This window comes from Streptomyces luteireticuli, assembly GCF_041519305.1.
GTDB lineage: Bacteria > Actinomycetota > Actinomycetes > Streptomycetales > Streptomycetaceae > Streptomyces > Streptomyces luteireticuli.
On sequence record NZ_CP167929.1, the window covers coordinates 37183 to 56154 of the forward strand.

17 protein-coding genes are annotated in these 18972 nt (G+C 69.2%); 12 read left to right on the forward strand and 5 right to left on the reverse strand.

The features are described 5' to 3' along the window. Positions 1-20 precede the first annotated feature (20 nt). The 3 genes from AB8735_RS38870 to AB8735_RS38880 all read left to right on the forward strand — a co-directional run bounded on the left by AB8735_RS38870 (position 21) and on the right by AB8735_RS38880 (position 1323). The gene (locus tag AB8735_RS38870) at positions 21-512 is read left to right on the forward strand and encodes a hypothetical protein (protein ID WP_372412564.1); all 492 of its coding nucleotides are present in this window, start codon (positions 21-23) and stop codon (positions 510-512) included. 55 nt (positions 513-567) lie between these two features. Beyond that, positions 568-894, forward strand: coding sequence for a hypothetical protein (locus tag AB8735_RS38875; RefSeq protein ID WP_372412565.1), 327 nt, complete (start codon positions 568-570; stop codon positions 892-894). Between the two features lie 138 nt (positions 895-1032). Continuing rightward, positions 1033-1323, forward strand: a complete 291-nt coding sequence (locus AB8735_RS38880; protein ID WP_372412567.1) for a hypothetical protein — start codon at positions 1033-1035, stop codon at positions 1321-1323. Between the two features lie 120 nt (positions 1324-1443). Here AB8735_RS38880 and AB8735_RS38885 read toward each other — a convergent pair whose 3' ends face one another. After that, positions 1444-1785, reverse strand: coding sequence for a hypothetical protein (locus AB8735_RS38885; RefSeq protein ID WP_372412568.1), 342 nt, complete (start codon positions 1783-1785; stop codon positions 1444-1446). A gap of 83 nt (positions 1786-1868) precedes the next feature. On the opposite strand from AB8735_RS38885, the gene AB8735_RS38890 reads away from it, so the two are divergent. Together AB8735_RS38890 and AB8735_RS38895 are read left to right on the forward strand one after the other, a co-directional pair. After that, positions 1869-2360: a hypothetical protein gene (locus tag AB8735_RS38890; protein WP_372412569.1), complete on the forward strand. Its 492-nt coding sequence runs from the start codon at positions 1869-1871 to the stop codon at positions 2358-2360. Positions 2361-2529: 169 nt separating this feature from the next. Continuing rightward, positions 2530-3147 (forward strand): DUF6417 family protein, encoded by a 618-nt coding sequence (locus AB8735_RS38895; RefSeq protein ID WP_372412571.1) that lies wholly within the window; start codon positions 2530-2532, stop codon positions 3145-3147. A gap of 21 nt (positions 3148-3168) precedes the next feature. Here AB8735_RS38895 and AB8735_RS38900 read toward each other — a convergent pair whose 3' ends face one another. The 4 genes from AB8735_RS38900 to AB8735_RS38915 all read right to left on the reverse strand — a co-directional run bounded on the left by AB8735_RS38900 (position 3169) and on the right by AB8735_RS38915 (position 7295). After that, the gene (locus tag AB8735_RS38900) at positions 3169-3627 is read right to left on the reverse strand and encodes a Pycsar system effector family protein (protein ID WP_372412573.1); all 459 of its coding nucleotides are present in this window, start codon (positions 3625-3627) and stop codon (positions 3169-3171) included. Between the two features lie 233 nt (positions 3628-3860). Beyond that, positions 3861-4211 (reverse strand): hypothetical protein, encoded by a 351-nt coding sequence (locus AB8735_RS38905; protein WP_372412575.1) that lies wholly within the window; start codon positions 4209-4211, stop codon positions 3861-3863. Between the two features lie 83 nt (positions 4212-4294). Beyond that, positions 4295-4642 (reverse strand): hypothetical protein, encoded by a 348-nt coding sequence (locus AB8735_RS38910; RefSeq protein ID WP_372412577.1) that lies wholly within the window; start codon positions 4640-4642, stop codon positions 4295-4297. A gap of 103 nt (positions 4643-4745) precedes the next feature. Continuing rightward, positions 4746-7295: a hypothetical protein gene (locus AB8735_RS38915; RefSeq protein ID WP_372412579.1), complete on the reverse strand. Its 2550-nt coding sequence runs from the start codon at positions 7293-7295 to the stop codon at positions 4746-4748. Positions 7296-8421: 1126 nt separating this feature from the next. Here AB8735_RS38915 and AB8735_RS38920 point away from each other — a divergent pair. The 7 genes from AB8735_RS38920 (at position 8422) to AB8735_RS38950 (ending at position 18972) form a co-directional block, all read left to right on the forward strand. Then, the gene (locus AB8735_RS38920; protein ID WP_372412581.1) at positions 8422-9600 is read left to right on the forward strand and encodes a ParA family protein; all 1179 of its coding nucleotides are present in this window, start codon (positions 8422-8424) and stop codon (positions 9598-9600) included. After that, positions 9597-10718 (forward strand): hypothetical protein, encoded by a 1122-nt coding sequence (locus AB8735_RS38925; protein WP_372412583.1) that lies wholly within the window; start codon positions 9597-9599, stop codon positions 10716-10718. Before AB8735_RS38920 ends, AB8735_RS38925 begins: the two co-directional genes overlap by 4 nt. Before the next feature lie 779 nt (positions 10719-11497). Continuing rightward, positions 11498-13711 carry a hypothetical protein gene (locus AB8735_RS38930; RefSeq protein WP_372412584.1) on the forward strand — a complete coding sequence of 738 codons (2214 nt, stop codon included), beginning with the start codon at positions 11498-11500 and terminating at the stop codon, positions 13709-13711. An 890-nt stretch (positions 13712-14601) separates the two neighbouring features. After that, the gene (locus AB8735_RS38935) at positions 14602-16839 is read left to right on the forward strand and encodes a hypothetical protein (RefSeq protein WP_372412585.1); all 2238 of its coding nucleotides are present in this window, start codon (positions 14602-14604) and stop codon (positions 16837-16839) included. 403 nt (positions 16840-17242) lie between these two features. Beyond that, complete coding sequence (locus tag AB8735_RS38940; protein ID WP_372412587.1) at positions 17243-18070, forward strand: conjugal transfer protein; 828 nt, start codon at positions 17243-17245, stop codon at positions 18068-18070. Between the two features lie 97 nt (positions 18071-18167). Then, entirely contained in the window at positions 18168-18395 is a 228-nt protein-coding gene (locus AB8735_RS38945; protein WP_372412588.1) for a hypothetical protein, read from the forward strand. Between the two features lie 13 nt (positions 18396-18408). Further along, on the forward strand, positions 18409-18972 hold the full coding sequence (locus AB8735_RS38950) for a hypothetical protein (RefSeq protein WP_372412590.1): 564 nt from the start codon (positions 18409-18411) through the stop codon (positions 18970-18972).

The following is an 18972-nucleotide window of genomic DNA, read 5'->3' on the forward strand; positions in this document are numbered from 1 at the left end:
CCGCATGAAAGGAAGTCCCGATGACCGGCTCCGGCTGGAGCGTCTACCTCGAGTTCGACGCCCGCGATGTTCCCGACGAAGTCCATGACCGTCTGCTCGAGGACCTGGCCGGCCTCCACGTCGCGCCCACCACCGCGCCGAACGGCAACTTCGCCGTTCTGCTGACCCTCGACGCCGCCAACTGCGACGAGGCGTTCGCCGCCGCCCGCTCCGCTGCCCAGGCATCCCTGACCGAGGCGTTCGGGCCGTGCGGCCTGGTCGGCTTCGAGGTGCTCACCGAGGCCGAGTTCATCGAGCGCGAGAGCGTTCCCGAGCTCGTCGGCCGCCAGGAGATCGCGGAGATGCTCGGCGTCAGCCCGCAGCGGGTCACCCAGATCATGGAGACACCTCTGTTCCAGAAATACGCCAAGCCGGTCGCCGCCCTGCGCACCGGCGCTGTCTTCCGCGCCAAGGACATCCGCGCCTTCCTGCGGAACTGGGACCGCCGCCCCGGCAAGCGCGCCAAGAGCTGAGCCCTCTCGCCCTCCGTCTGCATCGCCCTTCCGACCGACCGTGGAGCCCTGCCTCATGACTGACGCCGCACACCGCGCCACCGCGGCGGACCGCCGGCGTGCCGCACCGCCGACCGCGGCCGTCGGCACCAGCCACTCCCGCCGGCGCACGCTGCGCCAGCTGCCGCCGGCCACATGCCCCCGGACAGCCAGCGCCCGCTGCAGCAGCACCGCCGTGACGCGGCCCTCCAGACTCCTGGCCCGCCGGCCGGACCTCCTGGCCCGCGGGTACCGGCTCCCGCGCTGCTCGAGCACCGGCCAAAGACGCCAGCGCCTCAGGGGGCTGTTGGCCGATGCCGGCAACCTGTGCCCGCGGCCGACGGCGCCCAACTCCTGTGTGTGAGCCGAACCGATGCCGTCGGCCGGCGACAGGGGAAGCACCGCAGCACGCGCCGGCGGACCGCCAGCCACCTCCGGCGGCGCGTACGGGAGCGCCGGCACACATCACTGAACAGACGACAGAAGGACGGGAGATGCCCAGATGCTGACCCAGGAGCAGATCGAGGCCGTCGCCGCGGAGTTCGACCTCGACGAAGAGGAGCTCGGCGAGGCCGTGCTCGACGCCTGCCACCGCGCGGCCTCCGACCGCTACAACAGCGGCGCGGCACAGGACCTGGACGACGAGGACGCCCACGAGCTCCTGCACGGGCAGGCCGACCGCCAGGCCAGCGACATCAGCAACGGCGGGCCCGGCGCACTGATCAGCTTCCTCGCCCAGTACTGCACTACACAGGACGAGTTGCGCCGACTGCTCGGGGGCCTGGCGAGCTGAAGCCGTTCCACCACTGTGTGCGGGCGGGGACCACACCCTTGGGTGTGGTCCCCGCCCGCACGCAGTGGTGCTCGGCGGAGGCTGGTTGTTGCCGGGCCCGGACTGAGCATGCGGCTGGCGTCAGCGGGCGGGATCGTCCTCGCGGGGCTGCGCGTACGGGCCGGGGTGCAGGCGCTGCACGGCTTCCACGCGCCATCCGCGGGCGATGACGGCCGCGAGGACGGAACTCGTCCTCGCGCACGGGGTGACCTCGGCGGCCTTGACGGCCGAGGCGGCGAGGGCCTGGGCGGCCTGGGAGAGTTCTTCGGCCTTCTCCCCGACGTGGGTCCACTGGCCGTGCTCGAAAGCCCGTGCGGCGCGGGAGAGCACGTCGAGGGCGTAGGTGTAGTCGGAAGCGAGGCGGGACTCCTGCGGAGTCAGGCCGACCGGGTGCCCGTTCTCGTCCAGCGGCAGCTCGTCCACGCGCCGGACGCTACCAGGAAGAGCGGGGCACCGGACGGCGGTTCCCGGCGTTCCCCAGGCCGCGCCTGATCGTTGACCGGGGCATGGACGTCATCGCGCTGGCCCGTGCCGGCTCCCGCCTCCAGCACGCCGACCAGCTGCTCACCGAGAGCAGCAGCCGGCTGACGACCCCGGGCCGGGGTGGTGTGAGCGCCAGCGAGGCAGCGGCCGCGTTCGACGAGGTACAGCAGCCCGTCGCCCGGGCCCGCGACGACGCTCTGGTCGCCTACGGACTCGCGACGGTCACCATGGCGCCCACGGCCGAAGTCCGGCGCCGCGCCCTGGGTGCCTACCGCGTGCTCGCCGACCTGGCGGACGGCCTCGACGGCTCGCTCGAGGCGCTGCGATGTGCGGGAGCCGACACCTCCCTCCTCTCCCGCGTGTGCCGGGCACTGGGCCAGGCCGTGGTCGAACTCGCTCGCGGCATCGGCCACGATGACCTCGCAGCCGGCGGCGACGGGCGCACCCCCGTACGGCTCGGCCTGCACTTCACCGTCCACGCGGAAGCAGTCACCGCTCCGGCCGCCCACGCGTGACGTCCGCGCCGATGTCCAGGCCACGCTGGACATGGTGCCGCAGTCCCCGCCTCATTCGGCTCTGCTTCCAACTCCGGCGGAATCATCCCGGCTTGACGGTGGGGCGGGCGGCGAGCCCCCTTCGCAGGTTCTTTCCGGGACGCCCCGCGGGAGCACGGCGTCCTGCGGCATGATGCGCGCGAGAGACCAGCAGCGCCGGAAGGACACCTCCGTGGGCGTTCTCAAGACCTCGGACTACCAAGCCCTCACCGCCGTGCGCGACGGGCAGCACCAGCACGAGCACGGGTGGGCCAGCGCCGACGGCCGCATCACGCTGACGGCCGTCGAGCGGCTGCGGACCATGGGCCTGTGCGAGATGGCCGGCTTCGACACGCTCGACGCGCTGCGCCCCGGCCCGCCGCAGTGGGCGGCACGGCTGACCCCGGAGGGCCACGACACCCTCCTCTATCTTCCCGTGCGCCGTACCACCGCCCGCCCCTCACCCCCTCGGACCGGCCACCCCGGGGAGGCCTGCGAGATCGGACTGCGGCCACAGGCCATGGACGCGGTGCTCCTCTACCTCAGCCTCGGCGACCGCCTTCGCCGGCCACCCGCACCCGGCCTCGAAGCAGCCGTCCGTACGGCGCAGCGGGCCGAGAAGGGAAGCACCTGGTGCCTGCGCGTCACGCGCGCCCAGGCGGACTCCATCGCCTACGCCCTGTGGCTGGAGGCCCGGGCTCACAGCGTGGGCCCGGCCAACCGCCTGGCCCGCGAACATGACGTGCAGTACGAGCCGTCGGCCCCGTAAGTCCGTGCGCCCGACCGCCGGTCAGCCGAGGGCGGCGAGGATGCCCGCGAGGAGAAGGAGCAGTGCGGCCGCGCCGGTCGCCGCGGTCGCGGCCTGCAGGTGCCGGAACTTGGCCGTGGCCAGCTTGGACAGGACCCCCACCTGCTGGGGACGGTCGTCCTGGAGGACGACCTGGCGGATCTCGTCCGGGCTGAGGCTGCCCCAGTGCGGGAAGGAGGTGCCGTCGTCGGGGATGCGGGGCAGGACGGCGAGGACGATGAACACGATCGCTGCCGCCAGGAACGCGGCCGCCGTGCCGGCCGTGGCGCGGGCGGCGGTGGGGCCGTCGGATAAGGCGCCGCGGATCAGCGCGGCCAGGCCGATGACGGCGCCCAACAGGCAGGTGGCTTTCACGTCGGTCTTGCCGAGCGCGTCGGTGACGCCTTTCAGGGCCCGGTCGAGTCCCTGGTCGTCGTGCCCGTTCGCAGGAGTGCTGGTCAACGTTCTTCCCCTTCTCCAGGAGCGCCGGAGCCCGAACAGCCGGAGGCTGCCCGGGCTCCTTCGATGATCCGGCTCTGCCGGTTGGCCTTCAGCTCACAACGTGCACAGAGCAAGTGACGTACGTCTCTGCGGAGTTCGGCGTCTTCGCGCTGCCCGGCGATGCCCGGCCGCTCCGGGGAGCGCGGACGGGCTTCCTGCGGCCGCCGGTGAAGGCAAGGTCCGTACGCGGTTTCTCAGGAGGCGGCGCGGGCCACCGCGATGGTGAGCACGGCCTCCAGCGCCAGCCACCCCAGCAGGCCGGCGGACACCGCGGCGTTGACAGCAGCGTCGTACGATCGTCCGGGAAGCAGATCACTCCCCCGGTGCCTCTCCCACCGGTCGGCAAGCGCGAGGAACGCACACAGTCCCGCGCATATCCCCGCGAAGACGCCGAAGAGCACGGCCCACCCGAGGACCGGCCCGCGGGCCATCCGGTGCGACCACAGCACGCCGATGGTCAGCGGCAGCCCGGCGATCGGAGGAATGGCCGCAGCGGTCCGCATCACCCAGCCTTCCCCCGTCCCTTCCTCGTGCACCGTGCTCATCGCAAACCCCCTTGTCGTTGTCCTCGATCGCGGCTGCCGGCAGGTGTCCTGCCGTGCCGCCCTGGCCTGGCTCCCGGGGTGGGTCACCAGTTCTGCGGAAGCGGGGGAACCTCGATGCGCAGGGCCGCCTGCAGACCTCGGACGTCGCGGAACAGGACGCGGTCCGCCGCACCCTCCTCCAGCCGCGCGCGCAGCACGTAACCGGGCGGCAGCGCGTCGGCCAGGCAGTGGCCCATCAGCCACCGGTCCGCGCCGACCTCCGGCCCATCGGCGTCGAGCACCTGCTGCGCCGCTTCCTCAACCGCCCCCACCTCGGCGGGAGTCAGTGCCTCTCCCCCGCCGTGCCGGGCCACCGCGTCAGCTGCGTGCACCCAGCCGTGCGCGGCCAGCCGGGCAGGCCCGTCAAGGTCGAGAGCGCGTTCACCATGCACGTTGCCGTGTCCTTTTCGCCGTCGGTCCGAGGGGTGTGCCACCACGTGCTCCGGAGCACTCCGGGCGAGCGGTGAGGAGATGGTCTCGGACCCGCCCTGTGGATTACGCCGACGCCTCCTGGACGGTGACCGAACCCTGACCGGGGAGACGGACGGGCTCGCCCGGCAGCGGACGGGCCGCCAGCTCCCGGCAGCGCTCCGCCCAGCCGACCGCCGGCCGCTGCTGCGCAATGTGCATCTCGCCCCGGGCGGCGCGCAGGCTGTGCAGCCGGGAGTTGAGCAGGTGGCGCGCGGTGCGGTCGCGGGCCTGGTCCGCGGCGTGCTCGGCTGCCTCGCGGGCCTCGGTCCGGCTGCCGTAGCGGTGCGCGCAGCGCTGCTTGGCGGCGTACGCCATCTCGGCCTCCGCATCGGCCTGTTCACTCTGGCGCAGACAGGCCATGGCCGAGCGGCGGGCATAGTCGCGCACGAGCTCGGCGGTCAGCCGGGCCCCCAGAGCCACCATGTCCTCGCTGGCGCCCTCCGTCTTCAACTTCGCCTGCTCGGTGGCCACTGCACGGCGGACCTCGGCCTCGGTCAGGCGCTCCAGGGCGGAAACGGCGTCCGCCTGCGGGGCGTTCGGGTTCGTCTGGAGGGCGACGATCAGGTCGACGGCCTGAGCCACGGCCTGCTCCATCGCCTCGTGCTCGCGGCACACCGGACACAGCCCCGCCGCCTCGGGCCGGCCGCACTCGCGGCACGGCAGCTCCTGCTGCCGACGCTCGACAGCTTCCTGCTCGGCCTGGGCCTGTGCCCACGCCTCCTTACGGGCGGTCTGCTCAGCCGCGGCCCGCGCCCGGTGCACCTCGGCCTGTTCTGCGTCCCGGTGCACCTCGGCCCGCAGTTCAGCCTCGGCCTGCACACGGACCTCCTCCGGCGCAGCACCCTGCATCCGCTGGGCGACCGCACCGGTCACCCGGTAGCGGCGGGCCTGATGGTCAGCCACCAGCAGGGCGCAGCTGGGGCAGTCAGCGCCGGTGTCCATGCGCACCCCGTCGTCGCACAGCTGCGCGTAGCACCCGGCGCGCCGTGGCAGAGCCTTGCCCAGCAGCCAGCCCACCGGATCGGCAACGGGGTGTACCTGGTCGGCTACCCGGCGTCGCAGTCTCTCCGTGAGGGCCTTCTCGGCGGCCTTCGGGCCCACGACCCCGCGCAGGAAGGCGAGTTCGCGCTTGACCGCGGCCTTCACCAGACGGCGGGCCGAGGCCCGCTCGATGCGCTCCCACCACGGGAGCACCGGGGCGAGCAGCCGTTCCATCCCCTTGGGCAACGGCGCCCACGACCGCTGCGGGGTACGCCCCTGCGCCCACGCCGACAGGACCTGCGCCGCAGCATCCTGACCGGCAGCCGGCTCATCACCGGGGGCGGAAAGGGAGGGCTGTTCCCCGCGCAGCGGGCCACCGGCACCGCGCTCCGGCCGGGCCTCGCCAACCGGCCCGGTCCCGGTCTCGCGCAGGTGCGTGCGTCCCGGCTGACGGCGGGAGTCCCGATCGGCTTCGCCGGAAAAGCCCGATGAGAGCTCAGCTGAACCACCCAGAGCAACCAACGGCGCGTGGGGAGCGTGGAGCTGTGCACCACCAGACCCTGCGGTCACACTCGCCCCGTCTGCGTCTTTGCACAGGTCAGAGGGCATATCAGTGGTGGGACGCGGAGCCTGGGCGGCGTCATGATCCCTGAGTGCACCACTGGCCGCCTCGTCGGCGGTGTCGCCGAGCACGTCGAAGGACTCCTGGATCCAGCCGTCGCCCTCCAGCGGGAAGTCCGAGACACCGGCCCGCCCGCACGACGGACAACCGACCTCCAGGACCTGGTCGTGACGGCGGGCCGGCTCCTCCGCTTCCGGTTCCGGGGCCACCGATAGCGACGGCACAGCCTGACGCCCGTACGCGGCTGCGACCGCCGGGACCTTGAGTCGGCACTTTCCCGCACCCTGCCCGGCACCGTCGACGACCACGAGCCCCTGGGCGTCCAGGCTCTCGACGAGCACCGTGGCTTCGTCGAGCGGGCAGTCCAGCAACCGCGCCACGGTCGCCGCTGCGCGGCTCACGTCCTTGCGCACCGCGCCGCCGGCCAGCCGGACCCGGCCGTCAGAGCGCGCACGAAGAACCAGCCGCAGCAGCGCGAGCCGTTCCGCCGCGGCACCCCTCCCCCGCCGCAGCCCCAGCAGCCCCGGCGGCGTGACCGGAGCATCGACCGGCTCCCAGCCCGGAGCGAACACCCGCTCACACAAACGCAGCAGCACCGCCAAGTCCCGCTTCGCCAGCACCAGCGGATGCCCCGGCACCCCCAGCGCCGCGGTCAGCGGCAGCAACTCCCACTCCAGACCGGTGACCTGACGCCGCCCCTCCTCGGTGAGCTCCATGACGACCTCGGTCACCACCGACCCCGACGCCCGCATCCCGGGAAGCACCTTGTGATCGACCAGCGACTTCGATACCCCCAGCCAGCGCCCGGCCTCCCCCGCCTGCAACCGCAGCTTCGACACCCCCGCCGGCATCTTCGCCAGCAGCACCACCGCCATCAGCTGCTCCGCCAGCGGCCGCCCGGCCAGCGCACGGTCACCGAGCAGCGCCTCCAGCGCGGCCTCCAGGCGCTGGCGCAGCGCAGAGTTGAGCACCAGCGGATTCCCCAGGCCCGTCACCGGCTCCGGCCCGGCCTGCTCCACTACCCGCAGACCCGGCCGCGTCCCAGCGCGGCGGGAAGCACCAAAACCCGTGGATGTGGCCACGGACGATCCAGAACGAGCCGACCCTCGCACCGTTTCGGGCACGACTGAGCCAGCCCTCGAACGAACAGCGATGATCTGCTCCATAATCGAGGCGAGAGGGAAACCCCCACCAAGGCCCGGACGGCACGGCAAGCGCAGACCCGGACCACGGTGGAACCGGCACTCAGCTAGCGACCTGGCTGGACGTCACCCCCTCTTCAGCACCGCGACAGGCCCGGGACCCCAGACCCCGGGCCTTCTCGCATTCCCGCCACCCTCCACCAGCCGCCCTGTGGACAGAACCTGACGACCAGCCAGGAGCAGCCCCAGGCCGTGTCCGAGCCCCGAGCTCGGAGCGAGGGCACGCGCCGCACCCTTTCGAGAGAACGGATGCGCTCCCCGTCAGTCGTGCATTTCGCGGCGACACCATTTCCTCCGAGGAGACATTACGAACAGCGTCCGCGGTGGGCGGCAGTTCTGCGCGTTGGCGGAGGTCTCGAATTCTGGTGGAGAGGGAGGCGGAGACGGGTTCCCGTGCCCCATTCACCCTCACCGCATTGATCGTTAATTCCCAGACCTCAACCGGTGGATCGCCACCCTACACCCCTCCTGACCTGCACTGCTATCAGGTTGAGGTCGGCGTGGCGGGTCTGGGATTCGGCATTTCTGAGCCCCAAAAAGCGACATGCGAATAGGCTGCAGGAGGGCACTCTTTGATTCAAAAGAGAGCTGCGTTTGCTTGACTCGGATGCGTATATGGAGCGCTGTTTGAGCAGAGAACCAGCAGACTCTGAGCGCAGATTTGACTGCAAAAACACTCTGCCATTGCTGCTCGTGGCTAGCTGCACGAGGGACAATTTTTGAGGCACATCGAGCACTGCAGACGCCAGTTCCGGACGCGGGATCGATGCCGGCCTACGGGAGTGCGCCGGCTGGGTGAATCCCGATGCTGTCGACTCGTCCGGACGTATGAACGGTTCAGGTTGAACCTGTGCCGGTGGGCACTGACATGTCGGTGACTGATAAGTTGCCCGCCATGAGCACCCCCAACACGGATACGGGCACTGAGAAGCTCGTCGCCAATCTCATGCCGCAGATGCGGCGTGATCTGAAGATCCGAGCCGCCGAGCGCGGGATCAACGCTTCCGACGCAGTAGTCAGCGCACTCGCGCTTTGGTACGAAGCCCCTCACTGCGATGAGGTTGAGGTCAAGGGCGCCAGGTCGTTTGCCTCGTACGTGCAGCCAGGTGGCGTCAAGCGATTCGAGGATGAGTGCGCCAAGCGAGGCCTGTCGAAGGTGCAGGGGCTCGCCCAGGCGATCACGAACTGGTTGGTTCGTCATCCTTCGCTGACAGCGCCCTTGGTGAAGCAGCCTGTCAAGCGGATCCTGGTAGGTAACCAGAAGGGCGGTGTTGGGAAGACCTTCATCGCTGCTGCCCTCGCGCAGGCTTTCGCCGAGATGGGCCTCCGCGCCCTCCTCGTGGACTACGACCCTCAGGGCCACCTGTCGGCGCGACTGCAGGTCGCCGACCTGCCCACTGGTGGAGACAGTCTCCTTCAGCACATGCTGGGGAAGGCGCGGCAGCACCTGCGGCGGTCGATCATTGCCCTCGAAGAGGTGCCGATCGAGGGCCGGGAGATCAATCCTGGGCCCATGTTTGATGGGCGGCTGCACATACTGCCGGCCTTCGAGGACGCCTTCCTCATGGACGCATCCCTGGCAACTATGTCTGCGGGACGCGACACGTGCCTGCGCCGTGCGCTCGAGCCGGTCGAGGACGACTATGACGTGATCGTCGTGGACGGTCCTCCGAACCTCGGCCTGGGCATGGAGTTGGCGATCGACTACGTGCACCGACGTAAGGGAGAGCTTGTCGACCACTCAGGGATTCTTATCCCTGTGTGGACCGACAAGTCCTCCTTCCGTGCCTACGACCTGCTCAACCAGCAGATCCAAACCACCTGCATGAACATGCGAATCGAGGTGGATCAGCTTGGGTTCGTCATCAACGCCTACGACGCCCGTAAGGGGACGGTGACACGAGCTTTCTACGAGGAGTGGAACATGCTCACTTCGCCGAGCGTCCTGGCCGAGCTGAAGGACAGCATTGAGGGGCGCGAGTCGTCCGACTATGAAGTTCCGCTCTTCCAGTACGCACCTACCTGTGTTCAGGCGGAGAGCATGCGGAAACTCGCGAAGGAATTGGCAGCATGAGCAAGCATCGGCCCGCATCCCTTCCCAAGGGCGTCTCGACAGGTCCAAACGAGGGGGGCGCCGTTCCTCAGGTGAGGACACGTCAGGAGATCCGTCGGGAGTGGGAAGAGGAGAGGCGACGCGCTGCAGAGGCGGCGGCAGAGGAGGGGAGCGGCAGCGAGTCGCCTCTCGCTGATATCGACGCGGCTGAGACGTCGTCAGGCGCAGCTGGATCGCAGAAGGCAGACGAAGAGGCAGTGGTGGAAGCTACTGCCGAAGCACAGTCGGACAGCGAGGTCTCCGCTGGAGCTGAGACTTCAGCGTCGGATGGCGCTGCCGAGACGGCGGAGGAGCGGAATAGCGACCTCGACCCCGAGGGAGAGGTCGAGGCGAAGCCTGCTGGAGAAGCCGCAGTTGTTCAGTACGAAGAGCGTGATGCTGTAGTCCTTCAATTCCCTGCGACCGTCGACGTCAAGAACTACGTCGAAGTTCGGCCGTTCACCGAGCCGGAAAGCGATGACCCGCGGGAACGCCTGGCGCACTACGCACGTATCGTTGCTCATGCGGAGATGGCTGCTCGAGCCAATGAGCAGAGGGCGAAGCAGCAGAAGATCATCGTGCAGGGGCGAACCTTCCAGGCGATGAAGAAGGAAGAGCTCTGGAAGGTGCTCGGCCTGCCCCACTTCGATGCTTTGGTCCAGGCACAGTTCGGCTTCGGGAAGAACTACGCCAACAAGATCATTCGTGCTGCACCTGTTGTCACGGCGCTTGAGACGTTGACCTCCGAGGAGCTTGCCGAGAAGCATCTACGCCCTCTGTGCGGAGTCCTGGAGACCCACGGAGCTGATGCTGTCAGGGAAGTGTGGACTGAGGCAGCCCGGAAGAAGATCACGGAGAAGTCGCTGCAGGACGCTGCGGTCTTTCTGGGCTACGCGGAGCCGGTCGAGCGGCCAGCGAAGGTTGTCGGCCAGCGCTCCGCGAACGGGGGAGGGGAGCTTCCTCAAACGACCGAGGCGAAGAACGCAATCCTCTCTCTGAGGCAGAAGGATGAGGAGCGAGCCAAGCAGGCAGCAATAGAGCTCTTGAGGGCCGCTCAAGAGCTCTGCCAGGAGTTCGGAATCCAGATGGAACAGAACTGAACCTGACGCCCCAAGGAAGGCCCGGCGCGATACGCGCCGGGCCTTCTTCTTGCTCTCCCGGCCGACGGGGGAGGTGGGTACCGGGAGGTGGGTACCCCGGGTACCCACCTGGGGTCGCTGGCCGACGGGGGAGGTGGGTACCGGGAGGTGGGTACCCCGGGTACCCACCTGGGGTCGCTGGCCGACGGGGGAGGTGGGTACCGGGAGGTGGGTACCCCGGGTACCCACCTGGGGTCGCTGGCCGACGGGGGAGGTGGGTACCGGGAGGTGGGTACCCCGGGTACCCACCTGGGGTCGCTGGCCGACGGGGGAGGTGGGTACCGGGAGGTGGGTACCCCGGGTACCCACCTGGGGTCGCTGGCCGACGGGGGAGGTGGGTACCGGGAGGTGGGTACCCCGGGTACCCACCTGGGGTCGCTGGCCGACGGGGGAGGTGGGTACCCCGGGTACCCACCTGGGGTCGCTGGCCGACGGGGGAGGTGGGTACCCCGGGTACCCACCTGGCGGAAAGATGCCGCCGAACGTACGGGCTACATCTAGCGCGGCAGAAATGCCGCCACGGGCGATTCGAGGCGAGGGACCGCATACCGCCAAATGGGTGATGCACGGTCAGCTGTGCTGTAGGCGGGGGGCGTTGGTCGGGTTGACCCACCCGCGAACTTGCCGGGCCGTGCAACCCGGATCCCTGAATGGGGTGGCAGCCCTCTCGCCGGGCAGTGGAATCTATCCACAGGGTGATCGAGCGAGGCTCGCGGCTCCGTCACGGAAGGAGTCACGGCGTGCCCGCCAGCACCACCCGCGCCCACCTCACGGGTGCACCGTCATCCTGGTCTCATTGGCCGATCGCTGCCCCGAAGTCGACAGAGAGCTGGCCCGACATGGTGCGGACTGCCATCGACGGCACCGCACCGTGGGTGCTCGTCGTCACGGCTGCAGTCGTCGCCGTCGTCATGCTGCTGATGACCTACCTCGTCGTGCGTGGGCTCTGGCGATCCGGGGTCTCCAGACGTCAGCTGCGCGCCGAGGAGTTGGTGCGCGTCAGAGAGGAGAAGGGCGATGGCGCCGCACTCGGCCTGACTGGCATGGGCCGGGCTGGCTGGGTTGCCTTGAGTGGCACTCTGGTCAGTCAGTACGGCCTGTGGGGCTTCGGGCGGGACACCGCGGACCTGCCAGTGCTGATCCGTGTCGGCTTTGTCGTCATGTTCGATGTCCTGGAGCTTCAGCTCTTCTCCCTTCTCTACCGCAACGCCAACCCTGACCAGGGTTGGACGAAGAGCTTGCGGCTGACGCATGGAACGGCCTGGGGGCTGGTAGTTGCCTCCTCAGTCGCAAATTTCGCTCATGCCCCGAACCTGGCGTCAGCGCCCTTCATGGCGTTGATGCCGCCGGCGGCCGCATGGGTCATCGAGCTCGAGTTGCGCAAGCGGATGGCTGACGCGGAGAAGAGCGCATCTGAGCAAGGCCACGCGAGCACGGCGGGGCCGCTCCGGCTGGTCGCCTTGCTGTGGAAGAAGCTCTGGGTCGGCATGTTCTCGCTGCTGACCCTCGACCCGAACGCCAGCGGGGCTGATGCCGTTGTCAGCCGGGCGCTCACCCGCAAGGCCGCGAACGAGAGTTACCGCTTGCGGAAGCTGCTGCTGGAGGAAGACGAACTCAAGGCGAGGTTGAGCGACTTGGAGACGGCCGACCTGGGGCGGAACGGCGAACGTCAGCTCAAGGACGTACGGGATCGGCTCGCGGCAGTCTCGAAGAAGGTCGAGAAGCAGCGCGTAAGAAGCCAGCAGTCCCTGGACCGCGCTCACTTCGACGAGCCGGAGCGGCAGTTGCAGGTAATGCGGCGCAAGGCCGCGCTCACGCACACCGACGCTGTCGCGCGCCTGGGGCACGAGACGGGCACCGAGGCGATCGAGCTGATGGAGAGGATCAACGTCGTCGCTTCCGCCGACCTCATCGCGGCCTCCGCCCGCGCGGAGGAGGTGAAGCAGCACACCGCGGAGGTCGAGGAGCAGCGGGAGAAGGCGCAGGCTGCGCTAGACGATGCTCGGGAGCGTCTCGCCGCAGTGGAGAAATCCAACGAACAACGGATCGCGGAGGTTGAGGAGAGCGTTCAGGAAGCAGTTGAGGCACTCCGGAAGACGACGGCCGAACGTGAGTGGGAGCTGGAGCGGCTCCAGCAACTGCGCGACGAGTACAGGCGGCTGGAGGAGAGCGGAGCTGCGAGTCATCAGCTGTATCAGGCGGCCGAAGTGCGAGTTGCCCGGTTGGAGGGTCAGCGGGAGGACGAACAGGCGGAGCGGGCCCGGTTGTTGACGATGCTGGAGGAGGAGCGCGGTCGGCTGACCGCTGTGGCCGAACGCGCCAGGGAAGAGGCCGCAGTCGCGCGCGAGAAGTTGCGTCTGCTTGAGGGTGAGCACCGCGGCCTCCGGGAGCGTCTGGAGGAGCTGCAGCGACGTGAGGCAGCAGCCCTTGAACTCCCGAGCAAGAGCGAGTCGCGGTCCGCTGCCCGCGGGGCCAACAGCAGTCGGCGGCGAGGGCAGGAGAAGGGCAGTACCACTCCCCAGCGGGCGATCGGCACGAGGAAGAGCGCCGAGGAGGCCGTGGAGGTCAGACGGGGGCAGGTGCGGCAGGAGGGCAGTACGCGCTGGCCTCTCCCCGCCGCCGAGGGAGAGGTGGTCGAGCCGACTGACCACGAGTTGGGGGAGCAGGGTGATGGGCTCGGCGTCATGGTGAGCGACCAGGAGGCGGTGAGCGACCAGGAGCAGGACGGCCGGCACAAGGTGCTGGCCCGGATGACCAACGCCGACGCGGTGCGCTACGCGATCACAGTGCGAGGCACCTTCGAGAGCGGCGCGCTGGTGGACTGGCTGGAGCTCCACGGCAAGAAGGTCAACCGGGGCCAGGCGTACAAGATTGCCGAGAAGGCCGCGCTGAAGGCCAAGGAAGAGGCGTCGCGTGCTGAAGGGAGCGACGGCCAGGAGCAGGCCGTGGCCTGAGCGGTCAGAGAGACCGGCGACGCGGTAAGTGCCGGACAGTCTGTGCGCCGGCCAGCGTGTGGACCTGTGTGGGGGAGCGGGGGAGGCGTGGCGCTGGCACGGGAGCCGTCAGCCGACGGCCTACTGCGGCCGACAGTGATCCTCCCTCACCATCACCGAGGCGGCCCGCACCTGGGAGTCTGGCCGACTTGCTCCGGCACCTCACGGGGCCGGTTGCTGCATACGTCGCTCCGCGCATGACGGGGAGGCTGCCCGGTGTCGCGCGTGTCGGCGCGCCGCGCGCAGTTGACGCGGGAGCGGATCTCCCGCGGAGGGCGGCTGTCCCTCTGCGCCAGCCGGTGCCGCCGCTTCTTCCGATGCGGCGCGCGGGCTGGTGACGCAGCCACGTGTCTCCTCGCGCAACCGATGGCGCGCCGCGCAGCGGCGTGCGCTGCAGCGCCCTTTGTCGGTGGCGGAGCGATGAGCCGCCGGAGGAACTCTGCGCCACGGTGGAGGCGCTGCGCGCGCTGCGTGTCCTGTCCGGGAAACGGTGGCTGCAGGGTCGTGCTCTGGATGGGCAAGGTGGTGCTGCACGTCGTGGTCAATTCGCTGCACGGAGCTGCCGGCCGTGCAGCGCGGGGGCGGCCGGACTGGTCGCCGACGCTGCTGCACAACTGCCGCTGCACGGTTCGTGCGGGGTGCAGCAGGCTGCCCACGACGCGCAGCACGGTTGCATCTGCTGCCCGAGCTTCACCGTGTTCTGCGTTGCACGACACGAGGTGTGCTGCACCAGCTCGACGGGCAGCGACGCTGTCCACTGTCCACAGGGTGATCTTCGTACCTTCCTCCTGACCAGCGTCCCCGCCGTGCGTGCGGGTGCGCTGCCTGGTGTAACGAGAGGGCGGAGAGCCATGGCACGGACCGAGTTCGATCGGCAGATAGAGGAGGGTATGGAGCAGGGCGTGACCGCCCTCGTCAGGTTCGTCAGCGGCGCGCCGATGGGGGAGGGGCCCGGGCGGGTGGGGGGTGTGCCGCGGTGGCAGCGGGCGTTGATGCGCTGCGTGGTGTTGGCCTGGGCGGTGTGGGCGGCGCTGACGTGGTGGTGGTGGGAGGACCACGGGCGGGTGATCTGGGGGTCGGCTGTCGTGGCGGCCGTGGTGGTCCCAGTCGTGGTCGTCGTCGCGGTGCGGGGCCGTGCCCGGCGCCGGCACATGCGGAGGTTGCTGGTGCCGATGTCGCTGGCGCTGAAGGAGCTGATGCCGGCGTGGGACGACGCCCAGCGGCTGAAGGCTCTGACGATCCCGTTGGACCGCTCGTTCGTGAAGGTCGCGCTTCCGGACGGGTGGCATGGGCAGGACGGCCACAAGGAAATGCTTCGGGAATTGGTCCATGCACGGATGGGCGGCCTGTGGGCGGGGGAGTGGAACCTGAAGGAATACCCCTTCCACGTGGTGTTTTATCCCAAACAGCCGACGCCGAAGCCGGAGCCGCCGGAGACGTTGGACTTTTTCAGCCCCGAGGTTCAGAAGGCTATTGCCCAGTGCAAGCCGGGCCAGTTCGTTCTCGGTTTCGATGAGCGGCATCGGCCGGTCATCAAGGAGATGACGGGCGAAACAGCGATGTGGGCCCTGTCCGTCGGTTCCGGTGGCGGTAAGTCCTCTTTCCTCCAGATGGTCATCACCCAGCTCGTGGGCCAGGGCGCGACTGTCATCGGTGTTGACGTGAAGATGGCGAGCATCATCTGTTTCGAGGGAATCGAGGGAATTCACCTATACACCGATCCGGGGAACATTGGGGATATGCGTTCCGCTGTTTCCTGGGTCGCTCAGGAAGTCGCGGCGCGCAACTATATCAAGAAGCAGGACCCGAAGAAGGACTTCGACCGGCTGACGCTCATCCTTGAAGAGGGCAACGAGTTCGGGGACGCCTCCAAGGAATGGTGGACGGAGAACAAGGAAAAGGGAGAGTCCGCCAGCGACCCGATGTGGGGCGATATCGCTTCGGTCATGCGTATGGGTCGTCACGTCAATGTGACCATCATCGGCGTTTTCCAGGATCTCCGGGAAGCGGCTGTAGGTAACCGTGGCCTCCGCAACATGTTCCGCCTGATTCTCATGGGAAATTACAATGCGAATCAGTGGAAAATGATCGTCAATACGACTCCGGTGCCGGAATCCGTGGACAAGGCCGGCCGTATGATGATCATCGAGGGGAACCGCCGGGTCTGGATCCAGGTCCCCTATGCGGATCAGGATGCTTTCCGAGAGCACTGCCTGAAGCTGCGGGCCGAGCGGGGCTACAGCACGGGCGACCTGTATGGGTCGCCGCCGGCGCCCAGCCCGGAGCGGCTTCCGGCGCTGCTGCAGGTGTCACGGCCGTTGCCGTTCGCGCAGCGGGCGCCCCAGATCGAGAGTTCTGAGGGTATAGGTGCAGGTCAGATGCCTCATGATGAGGGGCGTGACAGTGAGCGTGACGCCGGGCGTGACAGTGGGCGTGAGGTCGTGAGCCTGCAGAAGGAGGGCCTCGCAGCGGTGGACGGCCGGCCGGTGGAGGCGGAGCAGCCGGTGGACGGGGGGCAGGAGGAGTTCCTGCCGCTCGCCGAGATCGCCCGGCGCCTGGCCGACGAAGGGATCACGGTCAGCGCGGACCTGATACGTCAGCACAAGCGGCGCCGCAAGGACTTTCCGGTGGGAACACAAATCGGCGGGAAGGAGCTGTTCACCTACTCGGCCCTCGCCGCCTACTACGGGGCGGACGGCGCATCCGAGAACTCCGGCGACCCAGTTGAAAAAGAGCCGGAGAAAGAACCGGAAAAGAACGACGATGCACCGCCCGCAGACCACAGCAAGCCCTCCGGCCACGTGCTCGCCGAGCCCCAGGACGAAGACGCGGATGCAGACGAAGAAGAAGACGAGACCGAGGATGAAGAGGCTCCGGTGACGTTGCGGGAAGCCCAGCAGACATTCCTGCCGAACCTCACCATCGCCGAGCTCCGCCGCGCCCGGGCGGAGGACCCTGACTTCCCGTCGGAGTCGGAACGGCGAGGAGCCGAAAAGTTCTACAAGCCGTCCGACCTGAAACGCTGGGCAGGGGTTTCCCGCGAGGGCACGCGAGTGCCCCCGTTCACAGGGAACATCGACTTCGGCTGACACCTGGTACTCCGCTCACGGGGCCCGCACCTCCTGGTGCGGGCCCCGTTCTCTTTTCTCCTCGGTAGCCGGGCTGGAGGATCGCCGGAATTTATCCACAGGCTCCCGCTCATACCTTTCGAGAGTGAGCTTCCCGGACGCGCAGGCGTGGGGCGCGGCTAATTCGCCATGCCTTCTTCCGGGAGCCGTTGTCGGGACATCTGCCGAGGAGCCAGAGATGAGCACGCTGCGGAGGATTCTGAATCTTCCAGACAAGAAGACGGGCGGTGAAGAACGCCCTGACGCCGCCGAGGAGAACGCGCCTCCCAGCCCGCCGGAAAACACGTCGCATTCTGCCCACGGGTATGCGTGGGCGGAGGAGAAGGAATCCTCTGGCGGGCGGCGGGCCCGTACGGCGGGCCGGGTGGTGGTCTGGGGCGTGATCGGTCTGGCCGCGGCCACCGGCGTGCGCACCTGGGTCGTCCCGCCGGCCCAGAAGCAGGCGGCGCCGAAGGCGGACCGGCAGGCCGAGGCCCGCCAGGACGAGGTCCCCGCCGAGGCCGCGCAGCAGGTCGCCGAGCGGTTCGCGCGCTCGTACCTGACGTGGAACGGCCAGGCGAAGGAGGCGCGGGAGAAGGAGCTCGCGGTCGATCTGCCCAAGGGGGCGGATGCGAAGGCGGGCTGGAACGGGGAGGGCTCGCAGCTGGTGGCCCAGACGATCGCCGGAACGGTGACCCAGACCGGAGGGAAGCGGGCGCGGGTGGCGGTCGACGTCCGGGTCTCGGTGACCACCGGCAGCGGCAGCAAGCAGCAGACCGTCTCCGGCTGGCGGGGCCTGGAGGTCCCCGTCGCCGAGGCCGGCGGTCGGGTGATCGTTGCCGGGCAGCCGGCGCTGGTGGGCATGCCCTCCGCCGTCGACTACACCGCGCCCAAGGACCCCGAGCCCGACGCCGGGTTCAGCGGGTCGACCCGGTCGGTGGTCAACGCCTTCCTCTCTGCCTGGGCGGCCGGTACCGAAGGGCAGGCCGCGGCACCGGGCGCCGTCATCGCTCCGCTCGGCGGAGGGATCGCGCTGGAGGCGCTGGACAGCTGGAGCGCGGACGGCGGCTCGGGCGACAAGCGCACCGGCACGGCCGTCGCGCGCTGGAAGCTCGCCGGCGGCGTGATCCAGCAGACCTACCGGATCACCCTCACCGAGGTGCGCACCAACAGCGCGACCCGCTGGCAGGTCTGGGCCGTCACCGCCCGCTGACCCCTCGCCCGTACGGCCCGGGGCCGGCCACGACCCCGCGACATCGCGGCCCCACACCCCTCTATTTGCACCATTCGCACGCTTTTAGGAGACACCCATGGGCGGAGACAGCCTGGTTCAGTGGGTCCTCGCGATCGTCGGCTCGCTCTTCGGCGCGGTCCTGGCCGTTCGCGCGTTCGGCCACTGGATGAAAAAAGAGTGGGGAGCGCTGATCACCCACTGCCTCGGCGGCGCCGTGGTCGCGGTGATGATCTGGACCCCCAACACCGCCATATCCATCCTCAAGACCATCGGCGGAAAGATCGCCGCGGTCTTCACCGGGTGACGGGGCCGCCGCCATGCGGAACTCCTACACCTACACCCAGCACTGGGACATCGAAACCCGGCAGCACGAGCTCCTCGGCCTGGACCTGGGCGAGGGCATCCCCCGCACGACGCTGAAGTACGGCTTCATCTTCTTCCCCGTGTGGTGGGGGCTGTTGCTGCTGGTGGCCGGCTTCCCCTCCAAGCCGCTGATGGTTCCTCTCTTCCTGCTGCCGCCGCTGCTGCTGACGTTCTACGGGGCCAAGCGGTCCACCGCGTACTGGCGGCGCACCAACCTCCTGCTGTGGCAGGTGCGGGCGGGCTACCTCGCGCTCGGGGTGCGCCCGGTGATCGGCCGCGGCCGCGTTCCCGCGCCGCGCCTGGGCCTACGGCTGCGGACTCAGCGGCTGGGGGAGAGGGCCCCGCACCTGGAGCAGATGCCCATGTTCGGGCCGGCGTTCGCCGCGGGCGAGGAGGCGGACGTCGCCGACTCCTGCGGCAAGAGCGCGCAGATCAGGCCACGGCTGCGGCTCTACGGACCGGACGCCGTTTCGCGCGCCCGGGCCAAGACCGCCAAGCGCACCCGCCGAAAGGACTGA